Origin of the sequence: Thiobaca trueperi, assembly GCF_004342175.1 — a bacterium.
GTDB lineage: Bacteria > Pseudomonadota > Gammaproteobacteria > Chromatiales > Chromatiaceae > Thiobaca > Thiobaca trueperi.
Window position 1 is genome coordinate 455,625 of record NZ_SMAO01000001.1, and the last position, 13,506, is coordinate 469,130.

Annotated in this window: 12 protein-coding genes; 6 read left to right on the plus strand and 6 right to left on the minus strand. The window is 62.6% G+C overall.

Going from position 1 to position 13,506, the window contains the following annotated elements:
• Positions 1–75: 75 nt before the first annotated feature.
• Positions 76–5,208, minus strand: coding sequence for a RecQ family ATP-dependent DNA helicase (locus tag EDC35_RS02085; RefSeq protein WP_243651368.1), 5,133 nt, complete (start codon positions 5,206–5,208; stop codon positions 76–78).
• A gap of 399 nt (positions 5,209–5,607) precedes the next feature.
• On the opposite strand from EDC35_RS02085, the gene EDC35_RS02090 reads away from it, so the two are divergent.
• The 3 genes from EDC35_RS02090 to EDC35_RS02100 all read left to right on the plus strand — a co-directional run bounded on the left by EDC35_RS02090 (position 5,608) and on the right by EDC35_RS02100 (position 7,337).
• On the plus strand, positions 5,608–5,910 hold the full coding sequence (locus EDC35_RS02090; protein ID WP_279387965.1) for a lysozyme inhibitor LprI family protein: 303 nt from the start codon (positions 5,608–5,610) through the stop codon (positions 5,908–5,910).
• Positions 5,911–5,925: 15 nt separating this feature from the next.
• On the plus strand, positions 5,926–6,456 hold the full coding sequence (locus EDC35_RS02095; protein WP_132975236.1) for a DUF4124 domain-containing protein: 531 nt from the start codon (positions 5,926–5,928) through the stop codon (positions 6,454–6,456).
• Between the two features lie 104 nt (positions 6,457–6,560).
• The gene (locus EDC35_RS02100) at positions 6,561–7,337 is read left to right on the plus strand and encodes a hypothetical protein (protein ID WP_132975237.1); all 777 of its coding nucleotides are present in this window, start codon (positions 6,561–6,563) and stop codon (positions 7,335–7,337) included.
• 123 nt (positions 7,338–7,460) lie between these two features.
• Here EDC35_RS02100 and EDC35_RS02105 read toward each other — a convergent pair whose 3' ends face one another.
• Positions 7,461–7,691, minus strand: coding sequence for a tyrosine-type recombinase/integrase (locus tag EDC35_RS02105; RefSeq protein WP_243651370.1), 231 nt, complete (start codon positions 7,689–7,691; stop codon positions 7,461–7,463).
• A 64-nt stretch (positions 7,692–7,755) separates the two neighbouring features.
• On the opposite strand from EDC35_RS02105, the gene EDC35_RS02110 reads away from it, so the two are divergent.
• The gene (locus EDC35_RS02110; RefSeq protein ID WP_132975239.1) at positions 7,756–7,989 is read left to right on the plus strand and encodes a hypothetical protein; all 234 of its coding nucleotides are present in this window, start codon (positions 7,756–7,758) and stop codon (positions 7,987–7,989) included.
• 92 nt (positions 7,990–8,081) lie between these two features.
• Entirely contained in the window at positions 8,082–8,369 is a 288-nt protein-coding gene (locus tag EDC35_RS02115; protein ID WP_132975241.1) for a hypothetical protein, read from the plus strand.
• A 353-nt stretch (positions 8,370–8,722) separates the two neighbouring features.
• On the opposite strand, the gene EDC35_RS02120 is transcribed toward EDC35_RS02115, so the two are convergent.
• On the minus strand, positions 8,723–9,358 hold the full coding sequence (locus EDC35_RS02120; protein ID WP_132975243.1) for a trimeric intracellular cation channel family protein: 636 nt from the start codon (positions 9,356–9,358) through the stop codon (positions 8,723–8,725).
• Between the two features lie 238 nt (positions 9,359–9,596).
• Here EDC35_RS02120 and EDC35_RS18430 point away from each other — a divergent pair, with 238 nt between their 5' ends.
• Positions 9,597–10,859, plus strand: a complete 1,263-nt coding sequence (locus EDC35_RS18430; protein WP_165903323.1) for a hypothetical protein — start codon at positions 9,597–9,599, stop codon at positions 10,857–10,859.
• A gap of 423 nt (positions 10,860–11,282) precedes the next feature.
• Here EDC35_RS18430 and dbpA read toward each other — a convergent pair whose 3' ends face one another.
• The 3 genes from dbpA to EDC35_RS02145 all read right to left on the minus strand — a co-directional run bounded on the left by dbpA (position 11,283) and on the right by EDC35_RS02145 (position 13,480).
• Complete coding sequence (dbpA, locus tag EDC35_RS02135) at positions 11,283–12,668, minus strand: ATP-dependent RNA helicase DbpA (protein WP_132975249.1); 1,386 nt, start codon at positions 12,666–12,668, stop codon at positions 11,283–11,285.
• Positions 12,665–13,171 (minus strand): YehS family protein, encoded by a 507-nt coding sequence (locus EDC35_RS02140; protein ID WP_132975251.1) that lies wholly within the window; start codon positions 13,169–13,171, stop codon positions 12,665–12,667. The genes dbpA and EDC35_RS02140 overlap by 4 nt, the downstream gene beginning before the upstream one ends.
• A gap of 87 nt (positions 13,172–13,258) precedes the next feature.
• On the minus strand, positions 13,259–13,480 hold the full coding sequence (locus EDC35_RS02145) for a hypothetical protein (protein WP_132975253.1): 222 nt from the start codon (positions 13,478–13,480) through the stop codon (positions 13,259–13,261).
• Positions 13,481–13,506 lie beyond the last annotated feature (26 nt).

The following is a 13,506-nucleotide window of genomic DNA, read 5'->3' on the forward strand; positions in this document are numbered from 1 at the left end:
TGCAAAGACGGACAGGCGGTCTTCCTGATAGGCCAGGTCTTTAGGTTCCTGCCCCGTGACCTTGTCGTTTCGTGTTCAAAATCCATGTACGCGGGGACCAGACGAGGGCCGGTACTCCACCTCCGCCAACACCAACTCCCACCGCTCGCACCGCAGCCCCTCATCACCCTTCGCCATCCTGACCAGCACCGCCGCCACCCGCACCGCCACGATCTCGCCGGCAGGCGGCTGGAACTTCGCCGCCATCCGCGTCACCGCAACCCCGTGACGGTCGGCCAGCTCCCACCCCGGCTTTCCGTCGTGCCGGGTCATCGGACGCAGTTCGAGCGGATCGCCAACCTCCAGGACCGCAAGCGCCCGATGGATCGGCGCGTGCGGGGCGAATCGGCCCGGCCAGTCCAGATAGACCATCGAGGGATCGGCAAGCCAGGTCCGGTGATTGAGCGTCGGTTCCAGGTCCGGCACATCTGGCCGACTGCGCAAGGCCAGCCCATCGGTCGCGCGCACGAAGGGATGACCGCCACCCTGCACCTCGCACAACGTCAGGCTCTTGCGTGCCCGTGTCATGGCGACATAGTAGAGCCGCCGTTCGTCATCGCCGCTGCCTTTCCAGCCGCCGCTATCAAGGACGAGCACATGGTCGAACTCAAGCCCCTTGGCGCGGTGTGCGGTCATGAGCACCAGGGGGCCGTTGGGTCGGGATTCGGCAATGGCCTTGGCGCCTGTGCCGAACTCATACAGCTCATCGACCATCTCATCGATAACGCGCTGTCCTTCGGGTGCGAGCGATTCGACCTCGGTGATGAACTGCGCCAGGACGGCACGAACGGGATGTTCGATCAGCCCGTCGATGGGAATGCCATAGCGACGCCGAAACCACCGCGAGAGGGTGCGCACACGGAGCAGAACACGTCGTTGCGTGACGCGGCGTCGGGCGCCGCGCAGCAGATCCAGCACACTACGGCCTTCGCGCGTGGTGTGCAGATTCGGCTGATAGCCATCGCGCAGCAGGCACACCGGAATGCCGCGTTGACGACAGAGCGCCGCGAGCGGTTCGAGGTCTTTCCACTGTCGCCCGATCACGGCGAAACGTCCCCAGCGTCCTTCAGGAGTGACGTCGATCAGCGCATAGAGGCGCTGGAGTTCCGCCAATGCCATCTGCGCTTCGAGCCGGGGATCGGCGGGGACTTCGAGCACCTGCACGCGCCCTGTAGTGACCGGATCGAGTCGGGCCAGCTCGCCCCCGGCGGGCCACTCCCGGCGGGCATCGTCGATCCGGATCCTCTCTTTCGCCTTCATCCGCTCGCACGCGGCTTCGATGACCCGGTTAGCGCATTGGATGATGTGTTGCGTCGAGCGATAATTTTCGATGAGCTGATGACGCCGGGCCTGATAGTCGCTCTCGAACTGGCGGATGTAGCGGACACTGGCGCCGTCGAAGGCATAGATGTTTTGATCATCGTCCCCGACGGCGAGCAGCGATAAGCGGTCTTCCTCTGTCTGGAGCGAGCGCCCGGCTACCGCGCTGATGAGATCGTAATGGTCACCGTTGATGTCCTGATACTCGTCGATCAGCAGATAGCGCAGCCCGGCCAGCAGGCGATCACGGGCCAGCGACACCCCGCCATCCCCTTCCGCAGTCGCCCGTAACTGGACGGTCGCCCGGCGCAGAACCGCCGAGAAGTCGATGGTCTCGCCGCGTTCCATCGCCACGGCATAACTGGTCCCGGTCAAGCGCATGGCCAGACCGTGCAGCGTCTGCACGGCGACGCCTGCCGCATCCGCACCGGCCAGCACCCAGAGGCGCCGGCGGATCTCGGCGGCGGCCGAGCGGTTATAGGCGAGCACCATGATTTCCTGCGGACGCACCAGGCACTCGCGCAGCAGCCAGGCGACACGATGCACGATGACGCGCGTCTTGCCTGCGCCGGGACCGGCCAGCACCAACAGACTGTCCTCAGGCGGGGCGGCAACGATGGCCTGCTGGGCGGGATTGCGCAGCTCGACGAGGATGCGCCGGTGTGCCGCCCCGGACGTGGCGATCTCCAGGATCTCCTGGCGACCGGCGAAGTGGCGGCGGATGAATTCGCCGCGCTCCAGGCGGAAGTAATCGGCGATAAACTGCATCGCTGACTGGATCTTGGCGATTCCGAGTCGCGCGTACTCGCCCATCACATGCACCTGGACGATCTTGTCTTTGTAGTGCAGATCCAGTTCGGCGTAGTCGCCCCGGCTGAACTGGCGGCGGCGTGCGTCGGCATTCAGGTTGATATTCATCGCCGCCCGGAAGACCGCCTTGCCGCGCGCCAGATGCAGCACGTCGTTGCCATCCAGATAGAGCAGCGCGGACGACAGCGCCATGTCCCAGTTCCGGATCGCCAGATCCTGGAGCGTGAGATCCCCTTGCAAGGCGCGCTCAAGCTCACCCTGTTTGCAGACCACGAGCAGGGTGTTGCCCTGACGGACGGCATAGAAGTGCTCGACCAGGGCTTGAGCGAAGCGCCGCCGACGTTCGCTGATCGTCTCGATCACGCCCCAGGAGCGCAGCAGCTTGACGTAGCGGTTGTCCATCCCGGCTGGACGCAGCTTGAGAAACGCCTGTTGTCCATCATCGTTGCCGAAGGCCTCGGCGAAGGACTTGAGCAGGCGCGTCAGACGTTCGGGATCGAGATCGGTGTCGGTTTCGCGGCGCAGGGTGTCGCAGAGACGGCGAAGGTTGAGGATCTGCCAGTCCTCCTGATCGGCGTCCGGTGCGGCCTCGCGCAGTTGGGCGATCAGGGCGGTTTCCAGGCGCACGAGTTCATCCAGACGTTTGCGCGTGTCGGGGTCGCGGTAGAGGGTGACGCCGATCTCGGTCTCGTTGGCGAGCAAACCCCATTGATCGAGTTCGCGCAGCATCGCGCGGAGCCGGCGCGAGTCCAGCCCGGTCGCCAGCATCAGATCGTCGGTCGAGAGGCTTTCATCGTCTCCGACCTCGATCAGTTCGCGCAGGATGGCTTCATAGGGGGCGATGTCAGTCTGGGTGCCGAGCCGCTTGCGCAACATCGCCACGGCCTCATCCAGGGCCGAGACACGCAGACTGCCGGGAAAGACGCGAGTGTGGTTCTCCAGTCGCTCCAGCAGGCGCGCTTCTTCCAGCCAGGCAATCGCGATGCGGACCTTGGTATCGGCATCCCTCCCTTCGGCCTCGATGCGGTGTTGCTCGGGCGTCTCCAGCAGAATTTCGCCCGTGGTGACAACCACCTCGCCCTCACTGCGATCCTTGCGCTCAATCGCCCGTAGTGCCTTGAGGATGGCGCGGATGTCGTTCTGGCTCAGGCGCGAGTGCTTGAGCAACCGAAATTGGATGTCGAGGTCGGCATCGTCGTAGAGCAGCACGCATTGGGCCGGTTCCTGATCGCGCCCGGCGCGTCCAGCCTCCTGGATGTAGTTCTCCAGCGATCCCGGCGTGTCGAGATGGATCACCAGCCGTACATCGGGCTTATCGACGCCCATCCCGAAGGCATTGGTGGCGGCGATGACGCGCCGGCGGCCGGCGATGAAATCCTCCTGCACCGCGCGCTTGTCGGCTGGATCCAGACCGCCGTGGAAGTAGCAGCAGTCCAGGCCCGCTTGCTGGAGAAAGTCCGCGACCTCCTGCACCGTCTTCTGACGGGCGCAGAAGACGATGGCACCGCCGTCCTCGCGCAAGGCGTCCTTCAAGAGCCGCAGCACTTCGCCGAGCTTGGCTTGCGTCGGCACGGCATGCACCTCGTAGACGAGATTGTCCCGACTGACGCCACCTTCGAGCCGGTCGAGCGTCAGGCCCAGGCGCTCTTGGAAGTGCGCGGCGATATCATCGACGACATCAGGTTTGGCGGTGGCGGTGAAGCCGAACACCGGCGAAGGATGATCGCGCTGGAAGGTCTTGATGAACTTGGAGACGTAGAGATAGTCGGGCCGGAAGTCATGGCCCCACTTCGACAGACAGTGTGCCTCGTCGAAGATCCAGGCGCCGATCTCGCGGTGACTGAGCGCCTTGGTGAAGGCGGGACTGCGAAACTGCTCGGGGGCGACGAAGATCAGCCCCAGATCGCCCAGCCGGAGCTTGTCGAGCATGGCGCGCCGCTCAATGGGTGTCAGTAGGCCATTGAGGTAGCCCGCGCAGGCGATCCCGCGCGCGATCAGGTTATCGACCTGATCCTTCATCAGCGACTGCAACGGCGAGATCACCACCGTCAGGCTGCCGGTGCGGTCGTAGCGCGCTAGGGCCGGGAGCTGGAAGCAGAGCGACTTGCCGCCGCCCGTGGGCAGGATCGCCAGCGTGGGCCGTCCGCCGAAGCCGTTCTCCACGATGGCCCGTTGCAGCGAACGCCCGTCAGGCGTGGCGGGCTTGGCGCGAAAGCGGGTGATGCCGGGGAAGTAGCTGGGTAGCAGGTGGTCGAGGTTGTGTTGCTCGCGGCACCAGACGCACGCGGGATCGTCGCAGGGCACATCGCGCAGCGCAGCGATAATCTCGCGGGTCTTGGGAAAGGCGAGCATGACCCAGGGCGGCAGGACCGAGTTCCCGCCTGCCACGCCGAGCCAAGCCAGCGCATAGGCCAGCGGCTTATGCCAGTCGGGATCGGGAAGCCAGTGTGCAATGAGCCGGCGATGCCCGGTGAGGCAGACCTTGCCTGCCGTCGCCTGCGTCCAAGCGCGTGCGGTGTCTTCGAGCGAGGGCCGCGCGCATTGGCGTACCGCGCGGAAGACCTGGGCCAGACCCGAGCGATCTTCGCCCCCCATGAGCGCGTGCAGACAGAGCAGTTCATCGGGCGATTCGACCGCGCGCGCCGTCAGCGCGGCTTGCTCATCGAGAAAGAGCTGATAGGCCAATTCGGCATCGCGCACCGGATCGTTGCGCGAGGTGGTGCAGAGCCGATAGTCCTTGACCAGCTTGTGGTAGGGGTTGCGCGGGAAGGCAATCGGCGAGAGTTCGAGCGTATCGATCAGCGGCAGCCGATGGAGGGCCAGATCGGGATGGAGCACGGACAGGGCCGGTTGATCGAAGGCCACGATGTTGTGACCGAGTACGCCGGTTGCGCCATCGGTCAGGGCATCGACCTGGGCGACCAGACGCGGATCCTGGCCGGAAATCCTCAGCCGCGCGCCCGTATCGGGGCGGTATAGGCCGATCTCGCGCAGCTTTAGCCGATCGTGGCGGTCGGTTTCGATGTCGAGGCAAAGCAACCTTACTCTTGGTTGCGCGGTCGGTTCCTCCATCCACTCCCCTGGTGCGAAACGTCGTTCACGGATTATTCGTCAGGGTCATATTACAGGATGCGCCGTTGATGAGGCGATCAGGGTTTAAGATGTTGAGCATCCCCAAAGAACGATTGCCATGTATGGAGTTAGTGGCGATGATCAGCGGCTACCCAGCCAGCACGATTGAACAGGCCGTCTCGACTCTGCTGGAGTCCCTGGACGAGACTGAGCGCCGCGTCTTGACCGCGATTGAATGGATCTTTCACTCTGATGTAACCGGAAAACCATCCCATGCGTAGACTCGCTCTGTCCGTCTTGTTGCTTGGCACCTGCTTGATCACGCACGCGAGCGATGAGCTTTACACATCGCGCTTTTCAACCTGCATGAACCAAGCGGGCGGAGTCACCGCCGAGATGCTGGACTGCATTGGGGAAGAGCTGAACACGCAGGATGCGCGGCTCAATGGCGCTTATCAGAAGCTGAGGTCTCAGCTTTCAGCCGAACGCAAAAGGGCGCTCCAGGGTGCACAGCGTCTGTGGATTCAGTATCGCGAGGCGAACTGCGATTTCTACAACGACCCCGAGGGCGGAACGCTCCATCGCGTGATGGCCAGCGACTGCCTGTTGCGTGAAACCGCACAACGGGCCAAAGAGCTTGAAAATCTGGCTGAATATCTCAGTCAGTAGCTGGCAATCGGGGACATGCAACGAATCCTGACGGGATTGATCGGGCTGATGCTGGCGGGCGGCGCGCTGGCGGTGGAGGTCTACAAGTGCGCGGATCCGTTCACCGGCAATCTGACGATCTCGCAACTGCCGTGCGCGCCGGATGCCCGCCGCGAAGCGGTGAACGTGACTCGCCCGTCGGATGACGCGATCCAGGCCTCGCAGCAACTCTGGGAGGAGATCGGCGCGCAGCAGGATGTGGCCCGCCGTCAGCGCGAGCTGGCCCGGCAGGCGTTACGCGAGCAGGAACGGTTGCAGGCGGAACAGCGGGCCCTGAAGGCGCAACAGGAGGCATTGCGCGACGCCTCGCGAGCTGCGGGGCAGCCGCGTGAATTCGTCTATCCTGACCCGCGATGGACGCCCCGCCCCCCTCATCGCCAGCATCGCCCGGACGATGATCGCCACCGGCCGCCGCCTGCACCGCGCGAGTCTGAAACACGCGGCAGAGGGATCAACGGCACCGCCTGGCCGGGCCTGTCGATCAAGCCGGTGACGGGCGGGCGTTGAGGATGAGCGAATGCGACTCCCAACTTTGGCTGCCAATGGTTGGAGTTCGTCAACGCACACCCCAACCTGGATGGGCTAACCCTGTTGCATAAAGCAAGGTCGTGATGTCACAGATGCCTATCCGGCTCAGCTTCCTGGTGTTTGGTCTGCTCGTGCTCGCTTTAAGCGCCGGCTTCATCGGCGGCGCCCCCGTCGTGACCCAGCTCTGGCCGTGGCCGGACGGGCGCTTGTCTTACCTCTTTGTGGCCTCGATCCTGGCGGCATTCGGCGTTGGCAGTCTGCTGATTGCCTGGACCCGGGACTGGCGATCAGCGGCGGGTGGAGGCGTGGCGCTCCTGTTCGGCTTTGGCGGTATGGCGGCAACCCTCGTGAGTCTGAGGCTGCACGGTGCGCCGGTGCCCATTGGCTATCCGCTTGGCTATGCCCTCGTCGCGGTTCAGGGGGCGACCCTCTGGTACTGGGGGGCGACCCATCGCCACGCTGACACGCGCAAGATGCCGGCGCTCGTCCGTCTCTCCACCTGGGTCTTTGCGATCACGCTGCTGTTGGTCGGCATCGCCTTGACGCTTCAGGCACCCACCATCTTCCCCTGGCCGCTGAACGCCAACTCATCGATTCTGTACGGTTGGCTGTTTCTCGGGCTCGCGCTGAACTACGGTTATGTCAGCCTTGGCAACCGCTGGAGCGATGCCAAGGTCTCGCTGATCGGATTTCTCGCCTACGATCTGGTGCTGATCGTCCCCTTTCTCCAGCACTTCTCACGCGCTCGTCCGGAGCATTTGACCAGCCTGACCATCTACACGGCGGTGTTGATCTACAGCGGCGCACTCGCGGTGTATTACCTGTTCTTCGACCGGCATTGGCGATTGTGGACGCGATGATCACGTTCGCGTGAGTGCGCGTTCAGGGCTGCTCCAGGAGCAGATTCTGGAAGCGCACCGCCGTCCGAACCGCGATCCCGGCACTGCACCATCGTCCAGTCGCCCGGCAGATCCCGCACCAACTCAATCTGGTAATAGCGTCTCGTCGCAGCGTTGATCCACCGCCGCCGCCAGACGCGCGTTGCTGACATGCGTATAGAGCTGCGTGGTCGCCAGATTGGCATGGCCCAACAGCGCCTGGATGTCGAGCAGATCGGCCCCGGCTTCGAGCAGGCGGGTGCCGTAGGTGTGCCGCAGTTTGTGCGGGGTGACACGCTTGTCGATCTGCGCCTGTTGGACAAAGACCGCTTGCAAAAAGGTCGGCCGGCTGAGTAAGGTTAGGTCCGATCACTGATCCAATCCCACCCCGGAGTGAACCATGAACCGCTATCTTGCCCTGACCGCACTTGCACTCCCGCTGACTCTCGTCGCCCTGCCCGCCAGTGCGGTGGTGTATTGCAAAGCCGTGGGGGTGCCGAAAGGCTGCGTGGTCGCGCCCGTTCGCGTGGCACCAGTGGTCGTTGCGCCTGTGGCCCCAGCGGCGCGGGCGATCGCCGCCCCGAAACCCGGCAACTGGAACGGCGGCGTGAATCGCCTCGGCGTCAGACGCTGAACCCTTGTCGTCACGCTCCAAAACGTCGGGGAACGGTCATCACCTCACGCTTGACCGTTTTTCATTCACCTGTTGTGCGTGCGTATCTGTTTATGAACAAACCACTGCTGCGGACGGTCCTGCTGTTCTGTGCCTTGAGCGCCCCGATCAATTTCGCGCAGGCCGCGCTGATGCGTAACATTTTTGAATCCTGCGCGTTTGGGGCTGGTGCACTGGCCAGCACCACCTATCTGGGACTGACTCCGGCCCTCAGTTCCGGCGTACTGACGCTTCCCGCCACGGAGGTGATTGCCGCCAATGCCATGATCGGTTGCGGGGTCGGCGCGGTGGGCGCCACAGCGGCGACCCTGACCGGCTGGATTTACGACAGTCTCTTTTAAACCGCGCCCAGCACGGTATGCGATCTTTGCGGACCGGGTCGGCTCTTGCAGACTCAAGGATTATCGGAGCTGGCGCGGTTTAAGACATTCAATAATATGAAATTTTAAACCGCGTCTCCACTGATGTCGTTGACTTCCCCAGAGCTAAACACAAATTGAAAATTACGCATATCGCACTGGACGCGGTTTAGTTCAAGCGGTCAGCGCCACGGGGGGACGGCATCTGCTGGCGGATCTTGCCATCCAGCATGGCGACAGACTCATCTGCGCGCCGCCCGCGTCTGGCGTCCGGCCTGCTTCACCTCGTCCGGGTTCCGCTATGGCCATTTATAATTCAGATACTTGACTCATCTTCAGGTATCACGTGTGGGGCGCGCCCGAAAGCGCGGCAGGCCGATGTCCCAGCGGATCGCGATCAGCCGCAGCACAAAGATGCCGATTCCGGCGGCAATGGCGGCATGATTGGCATCGATTCCCCACGCCGCGAGGCCGAGAAAGGCGAGCGCGCCAAGCCACGCCGCTGTGGCATAAAGCGGCCCCTGAAAGACCAGCGGCTCTTCGTTGCACAGCACGTCGCGCAGAATGCCGCCCACGACACCTGTGATGACCCCCATAAAGCTCGCGACCAGCCACGGCGCGCCCGAAAGCAGCGCGAGTTTGGTGCCACTGATGGTAAAGAGCGCGAGTCCTGCCGCATCGGGGATCAGAAAGAGCCGCACCGGCAGAATGAAGAGGCGGGCGAGGAAAAAGGTGAGCAGGGCGGCGATGAGCGCCGCGATCAGATAGGTCTGATCGGCGACCCAGAACACCGGTCGATCGAGCAGCACATCCCGCAGCGAGCCGCCCCCGAGCGAAGCGGCCAGCGCGACCACTACCATCCCAAACAGATCGAACGGCTTGCGCCCCGCTTCCAGCACCCCGGCGGCGGCCATCGTCGCGACCGCACCCAGGCCGATGACGTACAGCAGAGAATCGACTGGCAGATCCATGATGTGGCCCTGTCTGCGTCAAGGAGAGCAGCGATGATCGATCAAATAGATAGATAGCTTAAAGATAGCTATCTATCCAGCTCGAAATGGGTACTGATCAGCCGCTCGACAATTTCAGTCTCGGTCACACGCCGTCCGCTCGCGGCGCTTTCCTGAGCGGCTCCGAGCTTCAAGGCATTGGCAATGTCCCAGCGCAGACGAAACAGCTTCTGTTTTGCCGGCGAAGCAGGAGGAATCGATGGTGCAACAGGGTGATTTGGACCGCTGGTTTGACGTGGGCCGGGCGACCTTAAAAGGGCTGGCGCTAGCGGCCTATCGTCTCTTGATCGATCATCGCCGCTGCATGCTTCCCACGGGGATCCTGGCGCTGCTGCTGTCGAGTAGCCCGCAAGCGCAGATACTGGAATCGGCGCGCTTCGGATCGCTCGACGCGGACGTCGGCGCGCTGTCGATCCTGCACCAATACGACGGCGCGACCGACAAGGGACTTGGCGCCGCCTTCCTGCAACTGCGCTACCGCAGTCCGGAACTGGCCGGCGCACGGCTCGGTGCCTGGTGGCTCGGGCTGCGCCAGTTGGGAGAGTCGCACCCAGGAGATTATGACGCGCTGTGTGAAACCAGTCAGGCGCTGCGCGAGCTGCATGTGACGTTACCCCTGCCTGGATCCCTTAAGTCGTCACGGCTGCAAATCGGTCGTTTTGACATGCGCTCGACCGCCATGGATGGCAATTCGCACCAGGGTATCGCGTGGCAATTCGAGTCGGATACCGATCTGCGACTGGAGGTTGGCCTGATTGATCGCTGGGCCAAGTACAATCGCATCCACCTGAACTTCCAGGGTCTGACCGAATGGGGCGACGTCAGCGATGTGCATCCACAGGCCGGCGATCAATTCTGGTTCACGCAACTGCGTATCCCGTTCGGAGAGACCGGGATGGTCGAGCCCTTCCTGCGTTATCAGGATCGGGTCATGCTGGTCAGCGGCCTGAACTGGGATCTCGGCAGGTCGATGCCTGCCGGAGCGCGGATCGGCCTCGACGGTACGCTGGCCCACTATGGCAATCGCTGGCCGCGCGCGCTCAAGCCCGACTATCAGGACGTCTTCTCCTGGCTGGTGCATGGTTATCGGCAATTCGGTTCGCTGCGGGTCGGGATCGGCTGGCATGGCGTGAATGACCGGCGCGGGAATCTCGGTGCCGGTCTCTTTTACTGGATCGACCCGCTGATGGTCGATGAGACCATTCCATACGATGATCGCAACGCGGCCCAATTGTTCTATGCGGACGCCAAGCTCAAGCGCGACCGATTGGATCTGACGCTGCGTTATGGGTACGGCGTCAATCGCGCTATCGACCTGGATTCACACGAAATCGACATCCTGACCTACTATAACCTGACCCCGTCCTTAACTTGGGGCTGGCTGGTGTCGATCAATGTTTACTCTGGGGATCTGTTGCCGGATTACACCCGGATCGGCACCCTGCTGAGTTACGCCTTCTGAGCCGGCCCTGTTCAAGGCCATAAATCAGTGGGGTGAGCTGGTCAGCCTGGCGGATGATCGTGAAGCGATCAAGGCCACCCGCAAGCGTCTGCGTCGCGCGGCCGTGCGTGCGCTCACGATCTGGCGCGAACAGCCCGGCCATGTCGGTTGGCGCGACGCGGATCGATCTCCACGGACAATCGGCGGGAAGGGTCAAATACACAGAGCCAACAGTTCAGGTCGCGTGAGTCCGGCCAGGTGGCGGGCGGCGCTGGCGTTGAGCAAACCGCCGTGACAGGCTGTGCGCAATCCAGTAGAAAGCTGTTCCCGATGTTGCGGATCGAGCCTCGCCAAACCGCAACGCAGATCATGCGACGATGGTTCAGGATGCGTTTCTCTGCTTTGCATGCCCGGATCCTCCTTCGACATTGCGCAATCTGCTGATTAGTTGATCAGCCTGACACGAAACGCGCGTCCCTTCAGCCTGCCGACGGACAGCTTCTTCAGCGCCGCCCCCACGCTCGCTCGGTTGACCGCCACATAGGCCCACTGGTCGGCAATCTGGATCTTTCCCACTTGGTCACCGCGAAGACCACCCGGCCCCGTCAACGCGCCCAGGATATCTCCCGGACGAACCTTTTGCTTCTTGCCGCCATCGATCTGAATGGTGGCCATCGGCGGCACCATCGGGCGGCGTTCCAGCAAGTCGAGTGACGGCAATGCCTCGCTGTCCAGGATGGGATCCACCGTGGTGTCCAATGAGGCAACGCGATGCGCCTCCCCTTCATCGTAGAGAGAAAAGGCCGCCCCCTTGCTGCCGGCACGCCCGGTACGACCAACGCGATGGGTATGCACCTCCGCCTCCAGTGCAATCCGATAGTTGATCACCGCATCGAGTGAGTCGATGTCCAAACCACGGGCCGCCACATCGGTGGCCACCAGCACCGAGATGCTCTTATTGGAGAACCGCGCCAGAACCTCATCCCGCTCCCGTTGCTCCAGGTCACCGTGCAGCGCAAGGACGCTAAAACCACTGTCCTGCAACCCCTGAGCCACGTGTCGCGTGTCGACCTTGGTATTGCAAAACACCAGGGTCGACACCGGTTGGTGCTGCAACAGCAAGAGGCATAGCGCGCGTTGCCGCTCTCGATCGTCGGTCACGCGATAGAAGTGCTGGGCGATACTGCGATTGTCGTGGGTGGACGCCACTTGGGCCATGACCGGTTCAGTCAGGATCCGCCGAGCGATGGCCTGGATCCGACTGGGGTAGGTGGCGCTGAACAGCAGTGTTTGGCGTTTCTTCGGTATCCGGTCGATGATCGCATCCAGCGCCTTTTCGAAGCCCATCTCAAGCATCCGATCCGCCTCGTCGAGCACCAGCATGGTCATTTCATCCAACCGCAGCGTGCCGCGCTCCAGATGATCCTCGATCCGGCCCGGGGTTCCCACCACGATATGGGCACCGTGTTCCAGTGAGTCGATCTGAGGGCCAACGGCAACCCCGCCGCAGAGTGTCAGCACCTTGATGTTGTGCCTCCGGCGTCCCAGTGCGCGGATCTCCTGGGCCACCTGATCGGCAAGCTCACGGGTGGGACAGAGAACGAGAGACTGGACCCGAAAGCGTCCGACATCGAGCCGCTCCAGGAGACCGAGCCCAAACGCAGCGGTCTTCCCCGAACCGGTCTTTCCTTGTGCGATGACATCCCGTCCCGCCAGGATATCTGGACAACTCAGTGCCTGGATGGGGGTCATGGTGTGATAGCCGAGCGAGGACAGATTCTCCAGCAGATCCGGGCTGAGGTTGAGCGAGGTGAAGGACGTCTTGGTCAAGAGGGTTGTCCCGCCGTGGCGCTGGAGTCGTCCTGTTGCGTGCGACCATCGCGGTACTCCAACTGCACGCCGCTGAGAAAGTTTCGCAGAATTTGATCTTTACATTGGCGGTAGTGCTTATGATCCGGTTTGCGAAAGAACGCACTCAACTCATGCTTGCTGATGTGAACATCGCTTGCTGCCAGGAGACGCAGGATATCGTCCGCCTCCAGACCCAACGCGATCTTGAGCTTCCTGAAGATGATGTTGTTGTTCAATGATTTCTCCGGCTTGGGCTGTTCACCGTCTTTCCTGCCCCGTCGCTCATTGATCAAGCCGTTGAGGAAGATCGCCAATTGGTGATCGCTACATTCCTCGAACTCCGGATCATCGTCTTTCTTCAACCAATTGCTGACTTGCGGGCGCGTCACCTGACTGTCCGCCGCAGCAAACACCGCAATCATCTTGAGATCATCGAAATCGAATGTGTATCGAAGACGGCGCAGGACATCGTTGTTGGTCATACAAGGGCTCAATGGTTAAATAAATAAAGCAAGGCCATCCCCCGGCCATACCAGGCGGAAGCGGCATCTGTCGGATCGTCTCGCCCATCAGCAGAATTCGCCGCGCCAGCACCCGCTCGGCCTGATCCGGTTCCTCATAGGCGAAGCCGCATTTGCCGCTTCCAGTGCATCGATCAGTGTGATGCTCTCGTCGCGCGTGAGACGGCCATTCTCCCGCATCCGCAGCTCAAGCGCCTGTACGCGCTCCAGGTTGCGGTGATTGCGCTCACGCAAAGCGGCGCGGATGCACTCAAGATCCATTGTCGCCATTGCTCCAGACTCCCCGCCCCGCCTGC

What these genes read in the sequence shown, in the direction of transcription:
- EDC35_RS02090 (WP_279387965.1), top strand. Translation starts at nt 5,608, where the DNA reads ATGAACCAAGCGGGCGGAGTCACCGCCGAGATGCTGGACTGCATTGGG.
- EDC35_RS02095 (WP_132975236.1), top strand. Translation starts at nt 5,926, where the DNA reads ATGCAACGAATCCTGACGGGATTGATCGGGCTGATGCTGGCGGGCGGC.
- EDC35_RS02100 (WP_132975237.1), top strand. Translation starts at nt 6,561, where the DNA reads ATGTCACAGATGCCTATCCGGCTCAGCTTCCTGGTGTTTGGTCTGCTC.
- EDC35_RS02110 (WP_132975239.1), top strand. Translation starts at nt 7,756, where the DNA reads ATGAACCGCTATCTTGCCCTGACCGCACTTGCACTCCCGCTGACTCTC.
- EDC35_RS02115 (WP_132975241.1), top strand. Translation starts at nt 8,082, where the DNA reads ATGAACAAACCACTGCTGCGGACGGTCCTGCTGTTCTGTGCCTTGAGC.
- EDC35_RS02120 (WP_132975243.1), bottom strand. Translation starts at nt 9,358, where the DNA reads ATGGATCTGCCAGTCGATTCTCTGCTGTACGTCATCGGCCTGGGTGCG.
- EDC35_RS18430 (WP_165903323.1), top strand. Translation starts at nt 9,597, where the DNA reads ATGGTGCAACAGGGTGATTTGGACCGCTGGTTTGACGTGGGCCGGGCG.
- EDC35_RS02140 (WP_132975251.1), bottom strand. Translation starts at nt 13,171, where the DNA reads ATGACCAACAACGATGTCCTGCGCCGTCTTCGATACACATTCGATTTC.
- EDC35_RS02145 (WP_132975253.1), bottom strand. Translation starts at nt 13,480, where the DNA reads ATGGCGACAATGGATCTTGAGTGCATCCGCGCCGCTTTGCGTGAGCGC.